This is a genomic window from Paraburkholderia sp. WC7.3g (genome assembly GCF_050436345.1).
Taxonomy (GTDB): Bacteria; Pseudomonadota; Gammaproteobacteria; order Burkholderiales; family Burkholderiaceae; genus Paraburkholderia; species Paraburkholderia podalyriae.
On record NZ_JBNDMA010000002.1, the window covers coordinates 2,574,716 to 2,599,873 of the forward strand.

General features: G+C 64.5%; 25 protein-coding genes and 1 pseudogene. 11 read left to right on the forward strand and 15 right to left on the reverse strand.

Features of this window, described 5'->3' with window-relative positions; genetic code table 11:
• Positions 1–107 precede the first annotated feature (107 nt).
• From OKW43_RS23240 to OKW43_RS23250, 3 genes are read left to right on the forward strand one after another with little or no spacing between them, the layout of a single operon-like run.
• The gene (locus tag OKW43_RS23240) at positions 108–1,517 is read left to right on the forward strand and encodes a TolC family protein (protein WP_429450107.1); all 1,410 of its coding nucleotides are present in this window, start codon (positions 108–110) and stop codon (positions 1,515–1,517) included.
• A complete protein-coding gene (locus OKW43_RS23245) occupies positions 1,507–2,631 on the forward strand; it encodes an efflux RND transporter periplasmic adaptor subunit (RefSeq protein ID WP_429450109.1) in 1,125 nt (374 codons plus the stop codon). Before OKW43_RS23240 ends, OKW43_RS23245 begins: the two co-directional genes overlap by 11 nt.
• Positions 2,628–5,687, forward strand: coding sequence for an efflux RND transporter permease subunit (locus OKW43_RS23250; protein WP_429450111.1), 3,060 nt, complete (start codon positions 2,628–2,630; stop codon positions 5,685–5,687). The genes OKW43_RS23245 and OKW43_RS23250 overlap by 4 nt, the downstream gene beginning before the upstream one ends.
• Before the next feature lie 38 nt (positions 5,688–5,725).
• Here OKW43_RS23250 and hpnK read toward each other — a convergent pair whose 3' ends face one another.
• From hpnK to OKW43_RS23265, 3 genes are read right to left on the reverse strand one after another with little or no spacing between them, the layout of a single operon-like run.
• Positions 5,726–6,556 (reverse strand): hopanoid biosynthesis-associated protein HpnK, encoded by an 831-nt coding sequence (hpnK, locus tag OKW43_RS23255; protein ID WP_429450113.1) that lies wholly within the window; start codon positions 6,554–6,556, stop codon positions 5,726–5,728.
• Positions 6,556–7,827: a bacteriohopanetetrol glucosamine biosynthesis glycosyltransferase HpnI gene (gene hpnI, locus OKW43_RS23260; RefSeq protein ID WP_429450115.1), complete on the reverse strand. Its 1,272-nt coding sequence runs from the start codon at positions 7,825–7,827 to the stop codon at positions 6,556–6,558. Before hpnI (OKW43_RS23260) ends, hpnK begins: the two co-directional genes overlap by 1 nt.
• 19 nt (positions 7,828–7,846) lie before the next feature.
• The gene (locus tag OKW43_RS23265; RefSeq protein ID WP_429450117.1) at positions 7,847–7,993 is read right to left on the reverse strand and encodes a hypothetical protein; all 147 of its coding nucleotides are present in this window, start codon (positions 7,991–7,993) and stop codon (positions 7,847–7,849) included.
• Between the two features lie 385 nt (positions 7,994–8,378).
• On the opposite strand from OKW43_RS23265, the gene OKW43_RS23270 reads away from it, so the two are divergent.
• Complete coding sequence (locus tag OKW43_RS23270; protein ID WP_187636455.1) at positions 8,379–9,038, forward strand: response regulator; 660 nt, start codon at positions 8,379–8,381, stop codon at positions 9,036–9,038.
• Positions 9,035–10,438: an ATP-binding protein gene (locus OKW43_RS23275; RefSeq protein ID WP_429450119.1), complete on the forward strand. Its 1,404-nt coding sequence runs from the start codon at positions 9,035–9,037 to the stop codon at positions 10,436–10,438. The genes OKW43_RS23270 and OKW43_RS23275 overlap by 4 nt, the downstream gene beginning before the upstream one ends.
• 94 nt (positions 10,439–10,532) lie before the next feature.
• On the opposite strand, the gene OKW43_RS23280 is transcribed toward OKW43_RS23275, so the two are convergent.
• The 5 genes from OKW43_RS23280 to OKW43_RS23300 form a co-directional block, all read right to left on the reverse strand.
• Positions 10,533–11,597 (reverse strand): lysylphosphatidylglycerol synthase domain-containing protein, encoded by a 1,065-nt coding sequence (locus OKW43_RS23280; protein WP_429450121.1) that lies wholly within the window; start codon positions 11,595–11,597, stop codon positions 10,533–10,535.
• Between the two features lie 180 nt (positions 11,598–11,777).
• The gene (gene hpnI / locus OKW43_RS23285; protein ID WP_187636452.1) at positions 11,778–12,938 is read right to left on the reverse strand and encodes a bacteriohopanetetrol glucosamine biosynthesis glycosyltransferase HpnI; all 1,161 of its coding nucleotides are present in this window, start codon (positions 12,936–12,938) and stop codon (positions 11,778–11,780) included.
• Positions 12,935–14,356, reverse strand: a complete 1,422-nt coding sequence (gene hpnJ, locus OKW43_RS23290; protein ID WP_187636451.1) for a hopanoid biosynthesis associated radical SAM protein HpnJ — start codon at positions 14,354–14,356, stop codon at positions 12,935–12,937. Before hpnJ ends, hpnI (OKW43_RS23285) begins: the two co-directional genes overlap by 4 nt.
• Before the next feature lie 369 nt (positions 14,357–14,725).
• Complete coding sequence (locus tag OKW43_RS23295) at positions 14,726–15,136, reverse strand: hypothetical protein (RefSeq protein WP_187636450.1); 411 nt, start codon at positions 15,134–15,136, stop codon at positions 14,726–14,728.
• Between the two features lie 36 nt (positions 15,137–15,172).
• On the reverse strand, positions 15,173–15,376 hold the full coding sequence (locus tag OKW43_RS23300; protein ID WP_187636449.1) for a cold-shock protein: 204 nt from the start codon (positions 15,374–15,376) through the stop codon (positions 15,173–15,175).
• A gap of 293 nt (positions 15,377–15,669) precedes the next feature.
• Here OKW43_RS23300 and OKW43_RS23305 point away from each other — a divergent pair, with 293 nt between their 5' ends.
• Positions 15,670–17,115 carry an NAD-dependent succinate-semialdehyde dehydrogenase gene (locus OKW43_RS23305; RefSeq protein ID WP_429450125.1) on the forward strand — a complete coding sequence of 482 codons (1,446 nt, stop codon included), beginning with the start codon at positions 15,670–15,672 and terminating at the stop codon, positions 17,113–17,115.
• Between the two features lie 130 nt (positions 17,116–17,245).
• Positions 17,246–17,866: a GNAT family N-acetyltransferase gene (locus tag OKW43_RS23310; RefSeq protein ID WP_429450127.1), complete on the forward strand. Its 621-nt coding sequence runs from the start codon at positions 17,246–17,248 to the stop codon at positions 17,864–17,866.
• A 31-nt stretch (positions 17,867–17,897) separates the two neighbouring features.
• Here the strand turns inward: OKW43_RS23310 and kdgT are convergent, their stop codons facing one another.
• Entirely contained in the window at positions 17,898–18,920 is a 1,023-nt protein-coding gene (kdgT, locus tag OKW43_RS23315; protein WP_429450129.1) for a 2-keto-3-deoxygluconate transporter, read from the reverse strand.
• A gap of 633 nt (positions 18,921–19,553) precedes the next feature.
• Here kdgT and OKW43_RS23320 point away from each other — a divergent pair.
• The 3 genes from OKW43_RS23320 (at position 19,554) to OKW43_RS23330 (ending at position 20,462) form a co-directional block, all read left to right on the forward strand.
• Entirely contained in the window at positions 19,554–19,676 is a 123-nt protein-coding gene (locus OKW43_RS23320) for a hypothetical protein (RefSeq protein ID WP_281394019.1), read from the forward strand.
• 72 nt (positions 19,677–19,748) lie between these two features.
• Positions 19,749–20,138 (forward strand): hypothetical protein, encoded by a 390-nt coding sequence (locus OKW43_RS23325; RefSeq protein ID WP_187636445.1) that lies wholly within the window; start codon positions 19,749–19,751, stop codon positions 20,136–20,138.
• Between the two features lie 75 nt (positions 20,139–20,213).
• Positions 20,214–20,462, forward strand: coding sequence for a hypothetical protein (locus tag OKW43_RS23330; RefSeq protein ID WP_429450132.1), 249 nt, complete (start codon positions 20,214–20,216; stop codon positions 20,460–20,462).
• 182 nt (positions 20,463–20,644) lie between these two features.
• On the opposite strand, the gene OKW43_RS23335 is transcribed toward OKW43_RS23330, so the two are convergent.
• From OKW43_RS23335 to OKW43_RS23355, 5 genes are all read right to left on the reverse strand, one after another.
• Complete coding sequence (locus OKW43_RS23335) at positions 20,645–21,376, reverse strand: immunity 52 family protein (protein WP_429450134.1); 732 nt, start codon at positions 21,374–21,376, stop codon at positions 20,645–20,647.
• A gap of 7 nt (positions 21,377–21,383) precedes the next feature.
• On the reverse strand, positions 21,384–21,767 hold the full coding sequence (locus tag OKW43_RS23340) for a restriction endonuclease fold toxin 5 domain-containing protein (RefSeq protein ID WP_429450136.1): 384 nt from the start codon (positions 21,765–21,767) through the stop codon (positions 21,384–21,386).
• A 233-nt stretch (positions 21,768–22,000) separates the two neighbouring features.
• Complete coding sequence (locus OKW43_RS23345) at positions 22,001–22,345, reverse strand: hypothetical protein (protein ID WP_187636441.1); 345 nt, start codon at positions 22,343–22,345, stop codon at positions 22,001–22,003.
• Complete coding sequence (locus OKW43_RS23350) at positions 22,332–22,835, reverse strand: DUF4123 domain-containing protein (protein WP_187636440.1); 504 nt, start codon at positions 22,833–22,835, stop codon at positions 22,332–22,334. The genes OKW43_RS23345 and OKW43_RS23350 overlap by 14 nt, the downstream gene beginning before the upstream one ends.
• Positions 22,835–23,194, reverse strand: coding sequence for a hypothetical protein (locus OKW43_RS23355; RefSeq protein WP_246530189.1), 360 nt, complete (start codon positions 23,192–23,194; stop codon positions 22,835–22,837). The genes OKW43_RS23350 and OKW43_RS23355 overlap by 1 nt, the downstream gene beginning before the upstream one ends.
• 255 nt (positions 23,195–23,449) lie before the next feature.
• On the opposite strand from OKW43_RS23355, the pseudogene OKW43_RS23360 reads away from it, so the two are divergent.
• Positions 23,450–23,920 (forward strand): annotated as a pseudogene (locus OKW43_RS23360) (helix-turn-helix transcriptional regulator); the annotation flags it as partial.
• 34 nt (positions 23,921–23,954) lie between these two features.
• Here the strand turns inward: OKW43_RS23360 and OKW43_RS23365 are convergent.
• Positions 23,955–25,145, reverse strand: coding sequence for a 4-hydroxybenzoate 3-monooxygenase (locus OKW43_RS23365; RefSeq protein ID WP_429450139.1), 1,191 nt, complete (start codon positions 25,143–25,145; stop codon positions 23,955–23,957).
• Positions 25,146–25,158 lie beyond the last annotated feature (13 nt).

Here is a 25,158-nt window from a genome sequence, read left to right on the forward strand (position 1 = left end):
TTCGACGTTAAGGCTATCTTAAGCGCGCGCTGTGGAAAATCGGCTTTCTTTGCGAGGCCTCGCTCGCGCGTCGCTCGCCCCTTCCGATGATTCGCAGGAGCCGGATTTTGCCTGTTTTCCATGCCGTGGCGCTGCGTGTGCGCGCGCTCGTGCCGTTGTGCGTGCTGCTGATGAGCGGCTGCGCGACCTATCACCGCGAACCGCTCGCGCCGCAGGACACCTCGACGTCCGCGCGATCGCTCGAACGGATCCGTATCGATCCCGCGAGCATGCCGCTGCCCGAACTGGCCGCGCATCGTTTCGATCCCGCCGACGGGCTCGACATCGATGAAGTCGCGATGCTCGCGGTCGCCAACAACCCCGATCTAAAGCTCGCCCGCGACGATCTCGGCATCGCCGGCGCGCAGGCTTATTCGGCGGGTCTGCTGCCCGATCCGCAACTGAGCGTGTCGAGCGATTATCCGGGCGCGGTGGGCACCACACGCGCGTTCAATTATGGCCTCAGCATCGACGTGATGGCGATCGTGCTGCGCAGCGCGAATAAACAGTCCGCCGACGCGACGCTCGCGAAGACCGATCTCGGCCTGCTGTGGCAGGAATGGCAGATTGTCGCGCAAGCGCGGCAGCTGTTCGTGAAGACCTGTTTCCAGCAGCGCACGCTGCCGCTGTTGCAACAGCAACGCGATCTCGCGCGCACGCGTTACGAGCGCATGGCCGCGGCGCGCGCCGACGGCAACCTGACCGACGATACCTTGAGCGCCGCGCTCCTCGCCTATAGCGACGCGCGCAAACAATACACCGACGCCGAGCGCGCGGCCGCGCAAACGCGTCACGATCTGAATGCGCTGCTCGGCCTCGCGCCGGACGTGCAATTGCAATTGCAAACGGGCAGCGACAATGAGGTCGCGCCGCTCCCCGACGCGACGCTCGACGCGGCGCTCGCCAACCTCGCCCGCCGCCGGCCCGATCTGATCGCGCTGCAAGCCGGGTACGAAGCGCAGGAGCAGAAATATCGCGCGGCGATTCTGAGCCAGTTCCCGAGTCTGTCGGTCGGCTTCGTGCGTGCGCGCGACACGTCGAACATCTACACGAGCGGTTTTCAGATCAACCTGAGTCTGCCGATCTTCAACCGCAACCAGGGCAATGTCGCGATCGAAAAAGCGACCCGCCAGCGGCTTCGCGACGAGTACCAGACCCGCCTGAACCAGGCGTATGCGGACGTCGCCCGGCTGCGCGAAGACAGCGCGATTCTCGCCCGCCAATTGCAGCAGACCGAAGCCGCGCTGCCCGGCGTCGAGCGCGCCGCGCGCGACGCCGCGGCGGCCTACGCCGAACGCAACCTCGTGCTCGGGGCGTACACCGACGCACAAGGCGCCGCGCTTACGAAACGCATCGACGTCGCGACGCTGCGCGAAGCGCTCGACGAACAACGCGTCGGCTTGCAGGCGCTGCTCGGCAGCGCGATTCCCGACGCCTTTCTATCCGACCAGACTTTCATCGACACTCATGCGAAATAGCCTGTTTTCATCGCGGCATCCGTGGCCGCGTGTTGCGGCCGCCGCCGCGCCGCTCGTTTGCGCGGTCCTGTTGTATGCAACGGTCCATCCGGTTCATGCGGACGACAGCGCCGCCGGCCAAGCGCAACCGTCGGTCGCGGTGCAGACCGTGCGCGTGCAGCGCGCCGCAATCGCGCAGCCGGTGCGCGGCTTCGGGAGCGTCGCGGCCACGGCGTCGAACGTCACGACGATCAATCTGCCCTACGTCTCGCGGATCGTGCAGATGCGCGTGCAGGCGGGCGAGACCGTCAAACGCGGTGCGCCACTTTTCGTCGTGCAGGCCGACCCAGCCGCGGTGCTTGCCGCAACCCAGGCGAGAGGCGCGCTGGCGCTCGCGCAAGGCGAACTCATCCGTACCCGGTCGCTGTACGACAAGGGTCTCGCGACGCAATCGCAGCTCGCCAGCGCGAGCAAGGCCGTCGACGATGCGCGCGAAGCGCTCGCCGCGCAGAATCAGACCGGCATCGCGAGCGGCAACAAGATCGTGACCGCGCCGTTCGACGGCGTGGTGTTGCAGTTGTCCGCAGCGCAAGGCGACCAGTTGCAGGCCGGCGCGGCGATCCTGCAGCTCGCAAGTGGCGCGAGCCGCGACGCGCGCGCAAACGTGACGCTCGGTGTCGAGCCCACCGACGCCGCCTCGATCCACCCCGGCGATGCGGTCACGCTGCACGGCCTGTCCGCGGCACTCGCGCAGACGTCGATTGACGGCCGCGTGGTGTTCGTCGGCGCGGCGATCGATCCGCAATCCCAACTGGTCAATATCGGCGCGACGGTACCGCTCGCGCAGACGCCGTTCATCCCCGGTACACGCGTCGCCGGCGACATCGCGACGCGCACCGGCACGCACTGGATCGTGCCGCGCGCGGCCGTGCTGCGGGATGGCCAGCACGCATACGTGTTCCAGATCACCCCGCAAAACAAGGCGCACCGCGTCGCGGTGAGCATCGCGGTCGAAAACGGCGGGCGCTACGGCGTCGACGGTCCGCTCGACCCCGCGCTCGGCGTCGTGACCAGCGGCAACTACGAGCTGAAAGACGGCATGGCGGTACGCGCCGGCGGGGACGGCGCGCGATGAACTTCGGCCAATGGATGCAGACGCATCGCCGCTCGCTGCTGTTCGTCATCGCATTGCTCGCGATTGCCGGCGCGCTGAGCGCGTTTCGACTGCCGATCTCGCTATTTCCGAACGTCGCGTTTCCGCGCGCGGTCGTGTCGCTCGACGCGGGCGACCGCCCCGCCGAGCAGATGGCCACGCTCGTCACGATGCCGGTCGAGGAAGCGCTGCGGCGCGTACCGAACGTGCGCGACGTCGCATCGAGGACGAGCCGCGGCGCCGCGGAAATCTCGCTGAACTTCGACTGGGGCACCGATATGGCCCAGGCGACGTTGCAAGCGCAATCGGCGATCAGCGAAATTCTCGCGGCGCTGCCGCCCGGCACCACGATGCAGGTGCGGCGCATGGACCCGACCGTGTTTCCGGTGCTCGCGTACAGCCTTACGTCGACGCGGCAGTCGCTGTCCGCACTGCGCGATCTCGCGCAGTTCCAGATGCGGCCGCTGCTGTCGTCGGTGGAAGGCGTCGCGCGCGTCGAGGTGACCGGCGGCGCGCAGGACGAGTTCGAAGTCGCTGTCGATCCCGCCCGCCTTGCCGCGTACAAGCTGTCGCTCGCCGATGTATCGAAGGCGATCGGCGCGAGCAATGTGCTGATGGCAAACGGCCGCATCGAGGATCACGACAAGCTGTACCTCGTCGTCACGAACTCGACGATCACGCAGCTCGACGAACTGCGCAACGTCGTCGTGGCCGCCAACGGCAATGCAAACGGCGCGCAGATCCGGCTCGGCGACGTCGCGACGGTGAGCCAGGGCGTCGTGCCGCAATGGATGCGCGTCACCGCCGATGGTCAGGATGCCGTGCTACTGAACGTGTACCAGCAACCCGGCGCCAACAGCGTCGCGATGGCGCGGGCGATCCGCGCGAAGCTCGCCGCGTTCGAGCCGCAGATGCCCGCGGGCGTGCATCTGTCGAACTGGTACGACCAGAGCGAACTCGTGATCGCATCGGCCACCAGCGTGCGCGACGCGATCATGATCGGCATCGTGCTCGCGGCAGCGACTCTGTTCTTCTTCCTGCGCAACTGGAAGATCACCGCGATCGCGGTCGCGCTGGTGCCGGTCGTGATGGCCGCGACGATCCTGCTGCTCGACGTGTTCGGCATGGGCTTCAACATCATGACGCTGGGCGGCATGGCGGCCGCGGTCGGCCTCGTCATCGACGACGCGATCGTGATGATCGAGCATATCGTGCGGCGCATGCGCGAAGCCGGCGCACACGCTTTCCACGGCCGCGTGATGGCCGCCGCACTCGAATTCACGCGGCCGCTCGCGGGTTCGTCGGCCGCGACGCTGATCATCTTCGTGCCGCTCGCATTTCTGTCGGGCGTGACGGGGGCCTTTTTCCAGGCGCTGTCGCTGACGATGGCGAGCGCGCTGTTCATTTCGTTCCTCGTGACGTGGCTCGCGGTGCCGATCCTGTGCGACCGCTGGCTGAAGCCCAAAGACGCCGAAGAGCACGAGGACACGCGTTTCGCCGCGTGGCTGAACCGGCGCTATGCGGTGACGGTCCAGCGTGTGATCGCTCGACCGCCGCTGGTGCTGCTCGGCCTCGTGCCGTTGATCGTCGTCGCCGCGTTCGCGTTCACGCGCGTCGGCAGCGGCTTCATGCCGAGCATGGACGAAGGCGGCTTCGTGCTCGACTATCACACGCCGCCGGGCACGTCGATCACCGAAACGGACCGGCTGATGAAGCAGATCGAGCGCATCGTGCGCGCGAATCCGAACGTCGCGACCTATTCGCGCCGTACCGGCGCGGGCCTCGGCGGCGATCTGAACGAGCCGAACAAGGGCGACTTCTTCGTGCGGCTGAAGTCCGGCAAGCGCGAGCCAATCGACGCAGTGATGGAAGAAATCCGCTCGCAGATCGATACGCAGGTGCCGGGCGTCAGCATCGAACTCGCGCAGCTGATGGAAGACCTGATCGGCGATCTGACGGCGGTGCCGCAGCCGGTGCAAATCAAGATCTTCTCCGACGACTCCCACACGCTCGACACGACCGCGCGCAAGGTCGCCGCGCGCATCGGCCAGATCCAGGGCATCGTCGACGTGAACGACGGCATCAACCCCGCCGGCGATGCCATCGAACTGCACATCCTGCCCGCCGCTGCCGCGGCCGAAGGCATGGACCCGCAAGCGATCGCGCAGGCCGTCACCGACATGCTCGAAGGCAATGTCGCGACGCAGTTCCAGAGCGGCCCGAAAACGATCGGCGTGCGCGTGCGCGTGAACGGCGCGCGTCAGCTGACCGATACGCAACTGGGTCAGTTACAGATACGCGCGCCGGACGGACATCTGTTCGCGCTCGAGCGCGTCGCCGATCGCGTGAGCGTCACCGGTCAACCCGAGATCAGCCGCTCGAACCTCAAGCGGATGGTCGCGGTCACCGCCCGCATCGACGGACGCGATCTTGGCTCGACGATCGCCGATGTGCAGAAGGCGCTCGGCGACGCGAACCTGCTGCCCTCGGGCGTCTACTACGAACTCGGCGGGCTGTACCAGCAACAGCAGATCGCCTTCAAGGGCCTGCTAACCGTGTTCGGCGCCGCGATCGCGCTGGTGTTCGGCCTGCTGCTGTTCCTGTACGAACGCCTGCGCGTCGCGCTCGCTGTGCTGGCGATGCCGCTGCTCGCGACCGGCGCGGTGTTCATCGGCCTGTGGATCACCGGCATCGAATTGAACATCTCCGCGATGATGGGCATGACGATGATCATCGGCATCGTGACCGAGGTCGCGATCTTCTATGTGTCGGAGTTGCAGGCGCTGGTGCGCGACGACGAGATGCCATTCGACGACGCGTTGCAGGCCGCCGGCCGCAACCGTCTGCGACCGATCGCAATGACGACGATCGCGGCGATCCTCGCGCTGTTGCCGCTCGCATTCGCACTGGGGCAAGGCTCGGCGATGCAGCAACCGCTCGCGATCGCGATCATTTCGGGGCTGATTGTGCAGTTACCGCTCGTGCTGTTGCTGCTGCCCGCGTTGCTGAAGCTGTTGATGAAACAGCGGACGGTGTGAGCGCGGGCCGGGTTTTGCGCGTTTCGCGAAACGCACCGCTACGCAAGCACATCCGCGAACCCGCCGACCCGCGCGCCGAGCGCGCGGATCGCGGCGGCCACCCTTGGCGACAGCAGCGCCTGCAACTCGTCGGCATGCCGGTAGTCGTGCATGCCCTCGCTCAGCGCGTCGCCGGCCAGCGCCGGATGACAGTAGATTTCGCCGACGCCGTGCGGCAGATTCGCGAGCGCGGCGAGCCAGGCCGCCTCATCCATGCGTCCGCTCGCCGCGATGCCGACCACGTAGTCGTTGTGCGCGATCCCCGCGTGTTCGAGCCGCGTCTTCACGTGCTCGATCCACGGCCGCAGCCACAGCGGCGCGTTAGCTTCGAACGGCAGACGCATCGCCTTCATGCCGTAGTCGCGGCCGATGTCGAGGATCAGGCCGAGCACGGTCGGATGCAGATGAAAATGCTTGTGCGTGTTCACGTGGTCGAGCGTAAGGCCCGTCGCGGCGAAGGCTTCGAACTGCGCGCGAATTTCGTGCGCGAGCTGCCGGCGCACATGCGGCAGAAAGAAGAAGCGCACGCCGTCGCGCACCATGTTGCTGCCGAAGCGGCCACTTTCGTCGAGCAGCGCGGCGACCTGCTCGCGCGGCGCCAGCGCGGCGCCGTCGGCCAGCACGAGGTGCAGGCCCACCCGCAGTTCCGGCAGCGCACGCGCGCGCGCGACCGCGTCTGTCGCGGCTGGTGCGCCGACCATCAGACTCGCGGCGCGCAGCACACCGTCGCGATGCGCGCGCTCGACCGCGATATTGACGCGCTGATGCAGGCCGAAATCGTCGGCGGTGGTGATCAATCCGCGCGGCTGGGCCGGCTTCACGCTGTCCATCAGGTGAGACTGTCCAGCCGGCCGCTGCGCTCGGTGGACGGCGTGCCGACCTGCATGCGCTCTCCGCGCCACACGACGTGCGAACCGAATGCGCTGACGAGCCACTGGGCTGCGAGCAGCGTATCGCGCAACGGCACGAGCGGCAGATCGCGCCAGAACGTGCGCGCGCGGCGCGCCGCGCGCAGATGCAGCAGCAGCCGCGCGCCAATGCAGACCGCGCTGGCCGACGCGCTCGCGATCACCGCCGCGAACGGCGCATGAGCACAGTTGCTGGTCGCGAGCGACGCGGTCAGCCACGCGCTCGTCAACAGCCATGGTGTGGGGAATGTGATCAGCAGCGACAGGAAACCCGGCGGATTGACCGAGCGGATCGTGCGCAGCCAGCGCGTTTCGCGCTGCCACAGCGCGGCGAAGGTCGGCTCGATCACGTCGGTGGCGACCATCACGCGCGACAGCACCGTTTGCAGACCGAGCGCGCGCACGTGCTCGGCGAGCCAGTAGTCATCGGCGAGGTAGTTTTTCAGCGCTTCGAAGCCGCCGATGCGCTCGAGCGTCGCGCGCCGCAATGCGAGCGTCGCGCCGAAACCGAAGCGGCGCGAGCCCATCGCATGGGCGACCCGCACCGAGGGCGCGAACCACTCGTTGATGAACAGCGCACCGACGCGCGGCCAGAAGCCGCCGACGCCGCGCGCGACGTACAGGCACGTCACCACGCCGACGTTGGGGTCCGCGAGCGGCGCGGCGACGCTGTCGAGATAGTCCGGGTCGACGGCGATGTCGCTGTCGGCGATCACGATCACGTCGTGACGCGCGCGCGCGGCCATGTTGATCAGGTTGCTGACTTTCAGATTGCTGCCGTGCACACGTGTGTCGATTGCGAGCTCGATGTCGCAGTTCGGATAGGCGGCCTGCAAACGGCGCACCACCGCGATGGCGGGATCGTGCGGCGACGAGACGCCCAGCACTAGCTGAAAATGCTGATGCCGCTGCTCGCAGAAGGTTCGCAGATTTTCATAGAGACGCGGCTCGGCGCCGCACAGCGGCTTCAGCACGCTGACACCGACCTGCGCGAACGGATCGGCCGGGCGCTCGAGCGCAAGCATCGGCGGATGACTGGGCGCGCGACTGACGGACCTGCCGCCGTGATGGTTCGATTTATGCCGTGCGGTAAAAAACGGCATGGCGAGCGCGGCGGCAACCGTGTAGATCGAAGCGCTAACGCAGCCGGCTAACAGGAGCCATTGACATGCAATCAACGCGTGCGCCGCCATTGTGTGTCGTCCGTTTCCGTCAGTGTCCGGCCAGCACGAACGATTGCCCCGTCAGGCGCAGATGCAGCACGACGCGCCAGCGCAGCGGACAGTTCGACGCGACCGCGGCCGTCACAGACGCGACTAGCAAATGGGCTCGCAGCATGTCGATGGTGACTGGCTTCATAACGTGCCTCGTGCGTGGCCTTGCGGCCTGACCGGATGCCTGGCGATGGGCGGGACTCGTCGAGACCCTCGATTGACGCAACAGACCAGCATAAAGGATGCCTCGCGGGTCACTCCATCGAAGTCCTTACGATCAGGTTGCGATGGCCTGACGGCGACATGGTCTCGCGCATGCATCACGATCCGCGACGACCCATTTATAGCGCTTCGATGGTATCGATTCAAGCTGAAGGCGACCTTAAGCACGCGCATGGCATGAAGCGGCTAATGAACGGCGTGGTTACACTTCGGAGCGCGGCGGACGATGCGTGCACGATCATCGATGCCGGCTTTCGTAAAAACGCTGGACGATATGCAATAAAACCCCACAATGGAATATTTGCCTCATGCGCTTACTCCTCGTAGAAGACGACGAGCTCATCGGCTGCGGTGTCGAAGCGGGCCTTCGTCAGGCCGGCTTCACAGTCGACTGGGCACGCGACGGCCACAAGGCCGGCCTCGCGCTCGACACGACTCAATATGCATTGGTGATACTCGACCTCGGCCTGCCGCGCGTGAGCGGCACGGAGCTGCTCAAACGGGTGCGCGACGCCGGCAATGACGTGCCGGTGCTGGTGTTGACCGCGAAAGGCACGGTCGTCGATCGCGTCGGCGGTCTCGAAGCGGGCGCCGACGACTATCTCGGCAAGCCGTTCGATCTCACCGAGCTGATCGCGCGGTGCCGCGCGCTGTTGCGCCGCGCACAAGGTCGCAGTATCGATCTGATTCGTTACCAGAATCTGACAGTGAATCCGGCCGCGCAAACGGTGCAGCTCGACGCGGCGCGCGTGCCGCTCACGGCGCGCGAATGGGCGATCCTGCTGCAATTGCTGACCAATCTCGGGATTCCGCAGTCGCGCTCGCGGCTCGAAGAAAGCCTGTACGGCTGGCAGGAAGAAATCGAAAGCAATGCGATCGAGGTGCACGTGTCGAACCTGCGCAAGAAGCTCGGCGCCAGCCTGATCAAGACCGTGCGCAACATCGGCTATGTGATGGAGAAAGAATGATCGGGCCGTCGATTCGTCGGCGCCTCGTGCTGCTGGTGCTCGCGAGCATCGCGATCGTCTGGGGCGGCGCGCTTGTGTCGAGCTATCGGCTGGCGACCCGCGAAGTCGCCCAATGGGAAGAAGCGCGCCTCGCCGAACTCGCGCAGATTCTCGCGTTGCTCGACCCGGCCAGTCTGGCCACACTGGCAAACGCGCGCATCGACGTGCGCGAAGAAGAAAAAGGCGGCGAGCCCGGCGCGAGCGAGCTCGACGATGACGACGCGCTGCCGCGCGACGCCCTTTTCCAGGTGCGCGCGGCCAACGGCGCCGTTCTCGCGGGCAGCCCACAACTGCGCGCGCTCGCCGCATGGGATTTGCCGCTGCCGCCAGCAAGCGGCGCGCAGGACGTCACGCTCGGCGATCAGCTCTATCACTCGTTCACGTTACGCGAAACCACCCCCGGTCACAGCGTGCGCGTGTTCGAGCCGGCCAACACCCGCAGCGACCTGGTGAGCGGTGTCGTGAGCCGCATCGCGCGGCCCACGCTGATCGCGCTGCCGGTGCTCGCGCTGCTCGTCTGGTTCAGCATCGGATGGAGTCTCGCGCCGCTGAAGGTGCTGTCGGCCGCGATCCGCGCGCGCGACATCAACCGGATGGAGCCGGTCGGCATCGGCCGCACGCCGCTCGAAGTGCGCCCGCTGGTCGATGCGATCAACCAGATGCTCGCGCGTCTGCACCATGCGCTCGAACTCGAGCGCGCCTTCACCGCCGACGCCGCGCACGAACTGAAGACGCCGCTCGCCGCGATCAAGGTGCAGGCGCAGGTCGCGCTCGCCGAGCCGGACATCGCGTTGCAGAAGGTCGCGATGGAGCGCGTCGTGCAAGGCGTCGATCGCAGCGCGCGGCTCGCCGAGCAGCTGCTGTTGCTCGCGCGCCTGGACGTGCAGGAGAGGCTGCCGACCGAGCCGCTGAAGCCGGCGGCGATCGCGAAGGATACGCTGCTCGCGAACAGGCGCAATGCGCAGCACAAGCACATCAACGTGATGCTGGTCGGCGACATGCTCGCCGAGATCGACGCCGAGCCCGTGCTGATCGGCATCCTGCTCGACAATCTGCTCGATAACGCGATCAAGTACGGATGCACGGGCGGAAACGTGGAAGTCGCGGTGCAGCGTGCCGACGAGCGCGTGCAGGTGAGCGTGCGCGACGACGGCCCCGGCGTCGCGCCGGACGATCTCGCGCGACTCACGAACCGCTTTTTCCGCGCGACCGGCAATCAGGCGACCGGTAGCGGGCTGGGTTTGTCGATCGTTGCGCGGATCGCCGGCCATTTCGGTGCGAGTCTGCAGCTGGGCGCCGGGATCGGCGGGCGCGGGCTTGCGGTGCAGGTGTCGTTTCCGGCCTATCGCGCGGAGCGCTGAAGGCGCGCGGCGAGCGTGTCGAAGACGCGGCGCGCCTGGCGGATTTTCCGTGGGCCAGGCGGGCGGCAAGCGAGAAACCGCGCGCGCCGAGCGCTCAGCGCCGCTCGCCGCGCCGGTTCGCGTCTGCGACGCCCGAACGCTGCTTGGCCAGCTCGGGGCGCACGCCGTGCGGCGCGGTATGCGGCCGCGCGCTGCCGCCGGACGCCTCGAAGAGCTGCCACGCGATCAGACCCGGCACGAAGATCAGCAGATCGCGAATTCGCCGCGCGGCCGCGAGCGCGAGAGACGTGGCGGGGTCGAGCCCCAGCGCGCCGCCGATCAGCACGAAAGCGCCCTCCTGCACGCCCAGACCACCCGGTACGAAAAACGCGGCGCTGCTGATCGCCTGGATCAGCGACTCGATCACGATCGCTTCGACGAGCGTCACGCGCGCGCCGAGGAAATACAGCGCGAGCCAGATTTCGAGCGACGTCAGCACGCATTGCAGCGGCTGCCAGAAGAACAGATAGCGCAGCACGACCGCGCGGCGGCGCCAGATCAGCTTGATCGACTGATCGATCTGCGCGGACTGGCCGACCAGCGTGGTGAGCTTGCCGCTGGTGAGACGATTGAGCACGCGCGTGATGCGCTCGAACGGATTCACGTGCTGCAAGAGCCCGAACAGCAATAGCACCGGCGCCAACGCCACCACGCCCCACGCGAGCTGCCCGGCGAGCCGAAGCGCGCCCGATTGCGCATTGGCAAATAGAAAACCGATGCCGACCATCGTGAACATCAACTGGCTGATGACGGTCAGCTGCATGTCGACGATGGTGCTGGCCACCGCTGTCGACGGCCTGACGCCCCAACGCCTGAACATGCGGAACGACACGAGTTCGCCGCCGATCCGCGCGACCGGCAGCATGCAGTTGACCGATTCGCGCACCCATACCAGATGCAGCATCTTGCCGAGGCTGGGGCGGTTCGCGCCGCGAATCAGCGAGCGCCAGTCGCAGGCGTTGGCGATGATAGGCAACACGTGGGCAAACGCGGCCAGCACGAGGCCTCCACCGGCCACGCGCAACGCGGCGAACACGGCGCGCGGATCCTCGCGCCAGACGAGCCACAGGGAAACGAGCAAACCCGCGAGCGCAGCCGCGCGGCCCAGATGCTTCATCATGCGGGCACCTCGCACACGACCTCAATCAACGTGATGCGCCGCATGCTGCGTGCCACGGTCTGCACCACCGCCGGCGCTGATGTCCGTGCCGCCGGGGCGCGCCCGTTCGCCTCCAGGGCGCTCCCATTTCGCCCGCTCAAAACCTCTTCGATCATTTCCGTCCAATCTGCCGTTCGTTCGTCATTCGTCCTGCGCCGCCGACAGCAACCCATCGCCGTCGACCTTGAAGCTGAAGCCCCGCCACATCACCCGCGACGAGCGGAAGCTCGCGACGAAAATCGCAAACGCTACGATATCCCATAACGGCAGAAGCCACAGATCGCGGCACCGCTGACGCAGCGCCCGATCCGCGCGCCACTTCAACGCGAGACGCGCGACCATCGCCGCCGCCGCGAGCAGCCACGCCCACAGCGCGCCGCCCGAGCACGCGAGCGTAAGCAGCGCGAACGGCAACGGATGCACGAGCGCCGTGCCGAAGTGCGCGAGCGGATCGATGCGGCGAATCGTGCGGCTCCAGCGCAGCTCGTGCGTGACGAGCGCCGCCGCGCTCGCCTCGACACACGCGTGCGCGATCGCGAACGGCGGAATGGCGACCTGCTCGCCCGCCGCGCGCACCGCCGCGCCGATTTCGTAATCCTCGGCCAGATGATGCACAAACGGCTTGAAGCCGCCGATCCGCTCGTAGGTGTCGCGCCGCATCGCGATGGTCTGGCCGAAGCACGGCCGTGCGAGCCCGAGCGCGAGTCCGGTGACGACGCCCGGCAGAAACTGATAGTTGGTCGCGAGCGCCGACAGCCGCGGCCAGAGACCCGGATCGGGCTGGCCGCGGTACGCGCAGGTGACGAGTCCGACGCCCGGCTTCTGCAATTCGCCGATCACATTGCGCAGATAGTCGGGACCGACGCCCACGTCGCTGTCGGCGAACACAAGTACGTCGTGGCGCGCCTGCGGCACCATGTTGAGGATATTGCTGATCTTGCGGTTCGGGCCGTACAGGCGGGCATCGGCGACCACGGTAATGTCCGCGTGCGGATGCAGGCGCCGCAACTCGTCGACGGTTTGCAGCGCGGGATCGGCTGAGTCGTGCACGCCGAACAGGAATTGCACGGGCCCCGGATAATCTTGTGCAGCGAAGCTCGACAGATTGTCGAGCAACGCCCACTCGTTGCCATGCAATGGTTTGATAACCGTAATGGGTGGAAAGCTGGAGGGTTCGGCTACCGCCCTCGCGAAGAAGCGCCCGATCAGCGCGCTCGCGAGCACGGTGTAGCCGATGCCGACAACAGTCGCCGCCGCGCACGCATACGCGAGCGTGACGGCGACGAAGTGCGCGGCGCTCACGCCTCGTGCGCGCGCAGGAAGCGGAAAAACTCGACGCCTTCGCGCAGGCGCCGTTTCATCATGTCCCAGCTCGTCAGCATTTCGCGCAGGATCTCCCAGATCTTCGACGGCCGGAAATAAAAGCGCTTATAGAAGTTTTCCAGCTGGTGATACATCTCGTCGCGCGACAGATGCGGATAGCCGATCGCCGCCAGCTGCACGCCTTCCTTGCTGACGAGATTGATGACCTTGTTCTCCGCGAGCCAGCCGTTCTCGACCGCCTGGTTATAGAGCGTAGTGCCCGGGTACGGCGCGGCGAGCGACACCTGGATCGTCAGCGGATTGATCTCTTTCGCGTACTCGATGGTCTTCTGGATCGTTTCCGGCGTCTCGCCCGGCAAGCCGAGAATGAAGGTGCCGTGCACCTTGATGCCCAGCGTGCGGCAGTCCTGTGCGAAGCGCCGCGCGATGTCGGTACGCAAGCCCTTCTTGACGTTCAGCAGGATCTGGTCGTCGCCGGATTCGTAGCCGACCAGCAGCAGGCGCAAGCCGTTTTCCCTCATGATCTTCAGCGTCGAGTAAGGCACGTTCGCCTTCGCGTTGCACGACCATGTGACGCCCAGCTTGCCCATGCCTCGCGCAATTTCTTCCGCGCGCGGCTTGAAGTCGGTGAACGTGTCGTCGTCGAACATGATCTCCTTGACTTCGGGCATGTTGTCGCGAATCCACTTGACTTCCTCGAGCACGTTCTCGACCGAACGCACTCGATAGCGATGGCCGCCGACCGTTTGCGGCCACAGGCAGAACGTGCACTTCGAGCGGCAGCCGCGGCCGGTGTAGAGCGACACGTACGGATGCTTCAGGTAGCCGTTGAAGTAGTTCTTGATCGTCAGATCGCGCTTGTAGATCGGCGCGACGAACGGCAGTTCGTCCATGTTCTCGAGGATCGGGCGCGCTTCGTTGTGCTCGATCGAGCCGTCGGGGGCGCGATAGCTCAAGCCCAGGATCTGCGCGAACGGCTTGCCCTCGGCAATTTCCTTGCAGGTGAAGTCGAATTCCTCGCGACATACGAAGTCGATGGCTTGGGTCGCGGTCAGCGAGTTATGCGGATCGACCGCGACCTTCGCGCCGACCATGCCGATCAGCAGCGACGGCTTGCGCTTCTTGAGGTCCTCGGCGAACAGGGCGTCGGTCGGGAAGGACGGCGTGCTGGTGTGAATCACCACCAGCTCGTATTGCGTGGCGATGTCGAGCGCGGCGTCGACGGACAGGCCATCTGCCGTGGCGTCGAGCACGCGGCTATCGGGAACGAGTGAGGCAGGTTGCGCGAGCCACGTCGGATACCAGAACGAGCGGACTTCACGCTTGGCCTGATAGCGCGAACCCGCGCCACCATCGAAGCCGTCGTACGACGGCGCCTGCAAGAACAGGGTTTTCATGGATGCTCCAGCAAGCCTTAATCGGCGCTTTCGGTTTTCAGTAGGAATCTATTTGTTCCATTGCCCAAAGCGCAGGCCGCGAATGCCTGCGCACGACATGCACGTAGCGGCGGCCGCGGTCCGGAAAGGCCATGGGCAGTGGCGCAAATAGTACGGAGCAAAGCTGAAGGAAAACTGAAGAATAATACTGCGTTCAGGCCGCGCGCGCGATGTCCATATGCGTAGATTTGTTGCGATCGTCCCGCTTGCATAGCCGTGTCTCATCAATGTCGTATCGGTGTGGTATTGAATGGACAGTCGGGTAGCGTGCTTGCGAGCCCTCGATTCACGCCACATTCACGCGCGCAAATGCCCGGTCTTACGCGAAGCTTACCGAGCGACATGCCTCGCCCACTCCAGCCAACCGAGATTGAGGGCCGCGTTTACCACTAAGCCGAGCGCCGACGCGAGCGCCGCGATCATGGTCCAGAAGGCCGAGCGGCGCGCCGCACGTGCCGACGTGTGGGCGCCGGCTGCCGCGTCACGCGACGCGCTCGCCGCCGCTTGCGCGATATGCGACGACGCCTCCATGCGCGCGAGCGATCTCAGCGCGAAACCGCGCTCGTCGTCGTGCGTGGCCGCGGCCGCGTCATGCTCCGCGTCGGCGCGCTGCGACTGTTCGAACAGATAGCGATGACAGAACGGCGTCAGCGGTTCGTCGGGATTGCGCGCGGCGAACTGTTTCGCATAGGCGGCGCCGCCATTGCGCTCGATCTCCGCGTAGGCGGCGTCCTTATCCATCGTTACCTCGCATGCGGGAGAGCCGCCCTGCCGACGTCACGCGGGTCTGATGTCGGCTGCCTGTTTGCCTTTCGGTCCCTGCTTGATCTCGAAGCTGACCTTCTGGTTTTCCTGCAATGACTTGAAACCTTCGGTGCGAATCTCCGAAAAATGGGCGAACAGATCTTCGCCGCCGTCATCGGGGGTGATGAAGCCGAAGCCCTTCGCGTCGTTGAACCACTTCACTGTTCCGGTTGGCATGTCGATGTCCTCGTGATGCGCTTGAGTAGCGGTTGAATGGATGAAGCGCTGTGTCGTGCAGGCTGTTCGTGCAGCGCGGTCGCGGCGCCCCGCCCCGACCCGCAAAGTCGGTTCGGTGCCAAGCCCGCAGCAAGCCGCATGCCGCACCGGGCGCTTGCCGTCCGCGCCCGGTGCGATTACCCGCAATCAGATAATATAAATGGTATCGGCAATTCATTCATGGCCGCGCAGGTGTGTCGCCTCGTGCCGCACGACCGCGCGGCCAGTTGTTTTACCACTCACAGGAACCCAGCATGGCCATCTCGAGCTATACCGATACCCGTCTTCTGATTAACGGCGAATGGTGCGACGCCGCCAGCGGCAAGACCCTCGACGTGATCAACCCCGCGACCGGCCAGCCCATCGGCAAGGTCGCGCATGCCGGCATCGCTGATCTGGACCGCGCGCTCGAAGCGGCGCAGCGCGGCTTTGAAGCGTGGCGCAAGGTGCCGGCTAACGAGCGCGCGACGATCATGCGCCGTGCCGCCGCCCTCGTGCGCGAGCGCGCCGCCGACATCGGCCGCCTGATGACGCAGGAACAGGGCAAGCCTTTCGCCGAAGCGCGCGGCGAAGTGCTGGCGGCCGCGGACATCATCGAATGGTTCGCGGACGAAGGCCGCCGCGTGTACGGCCGGATCGTGCCGTCGCGCAACCTCGCCGCGCAGTCGCAGGTGCTCAAGGAGCCGATCGGCCCGGTCGCGGCATTCACGCCGTGGAACTTCCCGGTCAACCAGGTCGTGCGCAAGCTGTCGGCGTCGCTCGCCTGCGGCTGCTCGTTCCTCGTGAAGGCGCCGGAAGAAACCCCGGCCTCGCCGGCGGCCCTGCTGCAGGCATTCGTCGAAGCCGGCGTGCCGGCCGGCACGGTCGGCCTCGTGTTCGGCGATCCGGCTGAAATCTCGAGCTACCTGATTCCGCATCCGGTGATCCGCAAGGTCACGTTCACCGGCTCGACGCCGGTCGGCAAGCAGCTCGCGGCGCTGGCCGGCTCGCACATGAAGCGCGCGACGATGGAGCTCGGCGGCCACGCCCCGGTGATCGTCGCGGAAGACGCCGACGTCGCGCTCGCGGTCAAGGCGGCCGGCGCCGCGAAGTTCCGCAACGCGGGCCAGGTCTGCATCTCGCCGACGCGTTTCCTCGTGCACAACAGCATCCGCGAAGAGTTCGCCGCGGCGCTCGTCAAACACGCCGAAAGCCTGAAGCTCGGCGACGGTCTGGCCGAAGGCACGACGCTCGGGCCGCTCGCCAACGCGCGCCGTCTGGGCGCGATGGCCAAGGTCGTCGAGGACGCCCGCAAGACCGGTGCGAAGGTCGCGACGGGCGGCGAGCGTGTCGGTACCGAAGGCAACTTCTTCGCGGCGACCGTGCTGACCGACGTGCCGCTCGACGCCGACGTGTTCAACAACGAGCCGTTCGGCCCGGTCGCCGCGATCCGCGGCTTCGACAAGCTGGAAGAAGCGATCACCGAAGCGAACCGTCTGCCGTTCGGCCTCGCCGGCTACGCATATACGAAGTCGTTCGCCAACGTGCATCTGCTGTCGCAGCGCATGGAAGTCGGCATGCTGTGGATCAACCAGCCTGCCACGCCGACGCCGGAAATGCCGTTCGGCGGCGTCAAGGATTCCGGCTACGGCTCGGAAGGCGGCCCGGAGGCGATGGAAGCCTACCTCGTGACCAAGGCGGTCACGGTGATGTCGGCTTAATCACGCTGATCACGCCAATCACGCGCTTCGGGAACGGCGCCGCGGGTTTGCCGCTCGCATCGTTGCCGAGCGCGGCTCAACCGATCTGCCAGGTCCACGAGTCTTCCGCTCGCGGACCTTTTTTATTGCCATGAACGATATTTCCGCCGAATCGATGCAACCCACGCTGAGCGGCTCGTTCGTCGAGCTGCGGCCGCTGCGCGAGGAGCACGCGCAGGCCCTCGTCAACGCCGCCGCCGACGGGCAACTGTGGGACATGAAGCTGACCAGCGTGCCGGGCCCGGCGACGATCGACGCCTATATCGCCACCGCGCTCGCCGGCCGCGCGGCCGGCAAAGTGATGCCGTTCGCGATCGTGCGGCGCGACAAGGACGACAACAATGGGGGCGCTGGCCGGATCGTCGGCAGCACGCGGTTCTGGAAGATCGATCGCGCGAACCGCAAGCTCGAAATCGGCCACACGTGGCTCGCCGCGTCGGCGCAGCGCTCGGCCGTGAACACCGAGGCGAAGTACCTGCTGCTGTGCCACGCGTTCGACGTGATGCGCTGCGTGCGCGTGCAGTTCACGACCGACGAGCTCAACGACACATCGCGCGCGGCGATCCTGCGTATCGGCGCCAAACAGGAAGGCATCGTGCGGCACGAGCGGATCATGCGCGATGGTCGCAAGCGCAACTCGGTGCGCTTTAGCATCATCGACGACGAATGGCCGGCCGTGAAGGCAATGCTCGAAGCGAAACTGGCGCGCTGAGCGGCGCGCCAGTTTCCGGCTACCGACTCATTCAAACGGGCGCATCGCGCTGCTCATTGAGCGGCGCCGCCTGGGTCGCCGCCGCGAACTCCTCGCGCAGCGCGTCGCGCGCGGGATGCCGGCGCACCCACAGCGCGGTGAGCATCGGCACCAGAATCGCAGTCACCAGGCAAGCGGTGGCGACCATCGCGGTCGCGGCCGGCACCAGCGGTTTGAAGCTCGGAATCATGTCCGCGATGATCGCCGGATTCGCGACCGCGGCGCCCGCCGTCGATGACGCCGCGAGCCCCGCCGCGCCATTGCCGCCAGCGATCCAGCGATCGGCGAGAATCAGCGGCACGCCGGTCACGACGATCACGCCAAGCCCCAGCGCGATACCCGGCAGGCCGCTCATGACGATCACGTTCAGATCGATGCCGTTGCCGAGCGCAAAGCCGAAAAACGGAATCAGCGGATGCACGCAGCGGCCGAACAGCTCGCGCAGCTCGTTATCGAAGTTGCCGAGCGCAAACCCGATCAGGAACGGCAGCACCGCGCCGGCGAACAGGCGCGGCTCGAAGAACGCGACACCCGTCGCGCCGAGAATGATCATGCTGATCAGCGGCCCCGATTCGACCGACATCAGCACGAACGCGCCCGCCTCTTCCTTCGTACCGTACTGTTGCATCACGGCCGCGTAGAGACCGCCGTTGGTCATGTCCATCGACGTGGTGATCGCGAGCAACGACAGCCCCGCGAACAGCCCGGTCTTGATGCCGTCGATCGGGATGAAGCGCGCCGCGATCGGCGTGACGATCCACGCGACCAGCATCTTGGTGGCGAGCAGCGCGCCCGACTTGCGCAGCACGGTGCCGGTCGCGCGCAGGTCGATCGTCGCGCCCATGCAGAAGAACCACACCGCGAGGATCGGCACGGTGCCGGTAATGAGGCCGTTGGTGAACGAGCCGAAGTATTTGCCCGCGCCCGGCGCGAACGTATGCACGCAGGCGCCGAGCAGCAGCGGCACCAGCATCAGACCGCCAGGAATGCGGTCGATGGCCTTCTTGATCTTCATGTCTCCCATGGACGGTGACGTCCCGTTGACGGGCGGATGACCCGTGTTGGTGTCCCGTTCTGCGCCGGGCTCTCCCTGTGCGGCGCAATATAGCATCGCGGGAGCGCGGGTCTGTCGATATCGTTTCCGACGGGCTGCGTGCGGGATGCGTTTGTTATCGACCTCATGCAGGTTTAAGACAAGCTGATGGCGCTACAGGTGTAGCGTCTTTCCATCATGCTCGCGCGAGCGCATTGGCGAGCCTCGTACCCAGTCTGCAACCGAATGTATCTGGACCGCATAGACAAGGCCAAAATCGCTTCGCTTATTTTCTCGGCAATCGGTGCGCGGAATCGGCGCTTCGCACCGACGCATCGCATGCGTTTGAATGCGGTTGTTTTCATAGCGCGTTCAACGGTTTGCCCGCGCGCCTGACAGTCGCCCGGCATGTCGACGCGCATCTGTCGACGTATCCCCTCTTCATTCGTTGCACTCGCATCGCGCGATCGACGCGAGTCCGAATCGACACGTCCTGTTACACACAAACACACTGGTAATCGCGTCGCTCAGTAGAGTTCGGTTCAAACGAAAGCGGTTCAGATGAAACGCTTCGCACGACAGTCACTCGCATCACAGATTTCAGGGAGCAACGTCATGAAAAAAATCCTCGCCTTGGTCATTCTTGCCGCCACGCTCGGCGGCGTGTTGAGCGGCTGCATCGTCGTCCCCGAGGATCATCCGCACCACGACCACTACGACCACTACGAACGCTATTGAACGGGCCATCACGCGCAGTAGGTGCGCGTCCGGCTCGCCATTCCATCACGGACATCCACACAGAGAACAATCATGAGTCATTCACGCAACCGCTTGATATCGTTGACGCTCGTCGCGGGTCTCGCGATCGGCGCATCAACGGCCGCTTTCGCGCACGTCGATGTGGGCGTGAACATCGGCGTGCCGGGCTTCGCGGTCGAAGCTCCGCCCCCGCCCGTCTATGTGCAGCCCGCGCCTGTGTATGCGCCGCCCCCGCCGCCCGCGGTCGTGCTCGCGCCGGGCTGGTACGACGATCGCTACTACGATGGTCATCGTTATTGGGAGCGTCGCGAGTGGGAACGTCGTCACGGCGACTGGCGCGAGGCGCACGAGGGACACGACTGGCGCGACGAGCGCGACCGGCACGGCTCGCGCGGCGACTGGCACGACAATGGCTGGCACGAACATGGACATGACCATTGACGGGCGGCAGGTGGCGTCCATCACGCCACCGTGTCGCGCCGGCATTCGCGCCACCCCTTCGACAGGAGCGACGACGTGCTACGCAATGATCCGAGACGAGTAACGGCGCAGGTCGACGGCGCCGACGTCTGCGCCGAATACAGCGAACTGACCGGCCAGTTGTGCCTGCGCCAGGACGGCACGCTGGTGCGCGAATGGTTTCCACCGCATTCGTGGATGGCGATCGCGTCGGTGGCCGGCGCGCGCCATTGGGGCACGCGGCCAACTGACGACGAATTGCTCGCGCTGCTGCACAACGAAATGGCCTTGCTGCGCGCGACCTGAGTGGTCGCGCGAGAGCCGGGCGTAGCGGCACGCGCGGCCGCGCCGCTGATTCAATCGCAAACGGCATCATGGTGGATCGCCTCTGAGGCCCGCTCTCAGGAATCAGGCGTAACCGCAAAAAGACCCGCTCGTTGGGTCCTCTCAGGGAAAAGCCACGCTGAAGCGGGGGTAGCGAGCCGAACTCAGAGATCGACGAAACGCGGCAACAGGTCCTGATCGGCAAGGCGGATTTCGATATCATTTGCCGCCTTGACGTGCTCGCGGTTGCTCGCGTCGAACACGGCATCCGTCACGCTGACAATGATCGTGCCTTGTCGCTTGCCATCCCGCATGACAGGAATAAGGTCGCGCGCTTCTGGCACCAGAGCCGGTGTAAGAGCGTGCGGCAAGTAGAGCATCCAGCTTACGCAGAGGCGGTCCTCGAAAACAGCTTCAGTGGCGTACTTACGCGGCCCAAAAGTTACATAAAACGACCCATAAATTTCAACCGTCTTCGCTATAACTTCAGCAACGGATTTATATTCGCCCAATCTGGAGGAGTTAGAATTTTTCTCACTCATTTCCAGATCAATCATTTGGGAAATTACTCCGCCACCATCGAACGAAACGTAAGCAGTGGCTCCTTGTCCCCCTGATTGAACGCCATTCCAAATGCCGATCGATTTCGTCGCGTTTGAGTTTTTGCCTGTATACTCATCGGACAATACGAGAATGGCGGCCGCAGACGACTCATTATTATCGTAAAATTTGTACCGTAACGCCTCCGCGATCGTATCACCCTGAAAATACCAATTAGCTAATGTGCTGTATTTTTTCGACATCAAGTCAACAAGAAGTCGCAGCCGGCGAATGTGGAATTCAAAGGCCGAAGAGGGAACAACGCTGCTGTCTCGATGTTGTGCGAATAGATTCATGGTTAAATCAAGGTTGATTGACGGAAGGCACGCCGGCGACCCGAAGCGTGGAAAGCATGTATTGCCTCGTCTTGGGGGTCTGGAAATACCACATTAGCCTTGCCGGAGGATTGGCGCGCACTTTAGTCCCCTGGTCTATTATTTGGTCTGTCATTTTTTTGAAGCCGGCGAAAAATGGCTTTGGTTTATCGTCTACCCCGATAAATTGATCGTAATTCCCCTTGGCTTCCTGCAAAAGACATTGGGCGGGCTGAAACCCATCGAAGTCTGTGCCAAGCCATTCCCACTCCATATTCCAGCCCTGGCTGGTTTCGTTGCCATTTCCACCCGTGACTATCCCATACTCAAACTCTGTTATGCGGGCCTGGTAACGTCGCGGCTCGGGATTCATATTGTGGTTTCGCTGCACTTTTTCACCGCTCTTCTCAGGCGGGCACTTGCACGGCCTTTCGCGCTCGCGGCTCCGGTCCCGCGGTAGTGAGTCCAATCCGCGGTCTGCGCCCGCACCACTATCGCCGAAGTGACCAGCCGCAGGGCCGGGTGCAGGTCTGGGAACAGGGATCGGTCTAACCTGTGCCAACTGAGCAGCGACAGTTCCAAGCGTCGCCGGGAATGGAATACCCATCAGCGTTTCTCCTTCATTTCCTGTTGTCTTTTACCCGTTGCCTGCAGCAACATTTCGAATCGCTGGTCACCCGGAACGCCTGATTTGTGCAGCCATGCTGCGACCGCCGGAATCCTGTAAAAGCCGGGCGTAGTTGCTTCCACATACAGGAAATCGACTATCGGCGCGTCATGCGTAAAGCGGAGTACCTTGGTTCGCGCGAAGGCCGCATTAAGCCGGTCGCGCAAGGTCGGATCATTGGCCAGTGCGGGATAATCGCGCACGATATGACCACGGATAAAGTCTACATAGTTGCGGTCTTCATAGGCTTTCAGAAGCGCCCATTGCCCTTCAGTAAATTCCATTGTCGTTGATGATGAATCGTTGTCTTTCGTTGAGGTATTGCCACGCGTCGGCAGCCCTGAAAAGCTCGCGCTCGCTCTTGCCGTGGCATACCGCATTGAGCGCATGCAACACCCTGGGGTCCCAGAAGCGCAGCAGGGCGGATCGTCCTTTCGGGATTCCGGTATCCAGGTGCGGGCGCAGCTTTGCGGCCTGCCTCTCCAGGCTCTCTGAGGTAATCAGCCAGATCACGCCAGGGCGGGCCTGTTCGAGTTCGCCCAGGTCCGCAAGATGCTCGCGCGCCGTCTTCGGATCAACCAGCCACGGCCCCGCGTGTGCTAGTGCCATGTCTTTCGTGCCCGCGAACAGCGAAACCGTCATATCGTCTTCGGGCGTGAGTTGCTGGCCGGTATGCTGCTGGTACTGGAGACCGTCCACTAGCGCCAGCACATGGCCACTGTAGTGCCGTTCCCCGTACTGTCGAAGCTGTTCATTGACAGAGGCGGGAATCATCAGCGCTCCAAAGTCATCGCGCCTTGCCCGGCAGCATGGATCATGCATTCGAGACAGATAGACGGCTGCGGAAGCACCGAGCCTGGCGTTGCGCGGTAGCGCGATAACGGGCCTTTTTTCTGCACGGTATCAGGGGAGCGTCCGCGACAATCGCACGCCCATGCGTAACCCAGGGCTTCGGCCATCTCGTAACCGGTTGGATACGACTTCAGCCTATCGAACGGAAACCATTCGCCGGTTTCGGCATTCAGTGCCATTGCGGAAGGCATTGGCGGGAAGTTTGAGTAGATGGAATAGGTGATACGGCAAAGCAGGCATTCTTCCTTGCCTGCGGTTTCATCCTGTTTCTGTTGTCCCATTTGACCTCTACTGATTTTCCAGAAAACGTCCGACGAATTAACCATCTAAAACGCGACACGGTCAAGGACTTTAAATTGAGATAAAACCGTTTTGACAAATATTTACGATTCTGATGATTCCGGGTATCTCCTTCAGTGCATCTTTCCGATATTGAGAATCAAAAAGGCGGCATTGGCCGATCGCAAAGATTAAAGGCGACAAGCGCGAGCTTTTCATACTGGAGAGAGCGTTACAGAGGGACGGGAGGAAGATTGCCAGGCCTAGTGCCGGCGCTGCAACGGCCCGCGCTGATTCCCGTGCGGCCTGCCATCGGCGAGCGCACGGTTTGCTGGAGCAGGATTTTCGCGGCAGCGCGCGCGGCCATATCGCCGCGGGCATGTCGCCGATGATTGCACTTTTGGCAGGTCGCGCGTCTGACCGATGCCGCGCACGTGCGCGAGCATCAGCCAATCGATTTTTACGCGGAAAAGTTGAGGGTGACCGCGGCGCAACTGGGCCGCATCTGTCGTAAAGAGCTCGGGCATTCGCCGCTGTCGCTCGTCAACGATCAGTTGATACGCGAGGCGCAGCGCGATCTGGTGTACTCGGGTTCGAGCATCAAGCAGATCGCGCATGCGCTCGGTTTCGAGGATGCTGCCTGTTTCAGCCGCTATTTCCGCAAGCAGACGGGCGTCACGCCCAAAGAGTTCCAGTCGGCCGCGCATCGGGACCTGTCGATCAACTAGCGGTCCCGATCATCGCGCAGGGCCTGCAGTGCAATTACAGCTGCGCCTGCATCTGCGCGCCGGCGACGCCGACGTAGTTTTCCGCCAGCACCGTCGCAGCCGTGCGCGACGTCGTCACGTACTCGAGCTCTGCAACCTGCAACTGCTGCTCGAACGCCGAAGCGCCTTCGATACGATGCAGCATGCTGGTCATCCAGTACGAGAAGTGTTCGGCGCGCCAGATGCGCTTGAGCGCGGTTTCGCTGTAGCGCTCGAGCAGATCGGTGCGGTTTTCCTTGTAGAACGCGTCGAGCGCCTTGCTGAGCACGTTGACGTCGGCGACCGCGAGGTTCATGCCCTTCGCGCCGGTCGGCGGCACGATATGGGCGGCGTCGCCAGCCAGGAACAGGCGGCCGTACTGCATCGTCGTCGACACGAAGCTGCGCATACCGACAATGTTCTTCTGGAAGATCTTGCCGTCGATGATCCTGTGACCTTCGTCCGAATCGGCGCGTGCATGCAACTCGGCCCAGATGCGATCGTCGGACCAATTCCCGACCGAGTCCTTCGGATCGCACTGGAAATACATGCGTTGCACGTTCGGCGAGCGCGTGCTGATCAGCGCGAAGCCGCGCTCGTGGCGCGCGTAGATCAGTTCGTCCGACGACGGCGGCCCCTCGCACAGGATGCCGAACCAGCCAAATGGATAGACGCGCTCGAAGTCCTTGCGCAGCGCCTGCGGAATCGCCTGACGCGACACGCCTTGCGAGCCGTCGCAGCCGATCACGAAGTCGCATTGCAGCTCGTGCTCCGCACCTTCGTGCCGATAGCGGATCGACGGCTTGTCGGTATCGATGCCGTGCACCGACGTATCCGACACGCCGAAACGCAGTTCAGCGCCCGCGGCCACGCGGGCCGCGACGAGATCCGTGATCACTTCGTGCTGGGCATAAACCGTGATTGCATGACCGGTGAGACCGGTCAGGTCGATGCGGCGGCGCTTGCCTTCGAACGCGAGTTCGAAACCGTGATGCAGCGCGCCTTCCGCTTTCATGCGTTCGCCGAGACCGGTTTGCGTCAGCAGGTCCATCGTGCCCTGCTCGAGCACGCCGGCGCGAATCGTCGATTCGATCTGATCGCGCGTGCGTGTTTCGAGCACGACCGAGTCGATACCGCGCAGATGAAGCAGATGGGAAAGAAGCAGGCCAGCGGGCCCTGCACCGATGATGCCGACTTGGGTGCGCATGTATGTCTCCTGA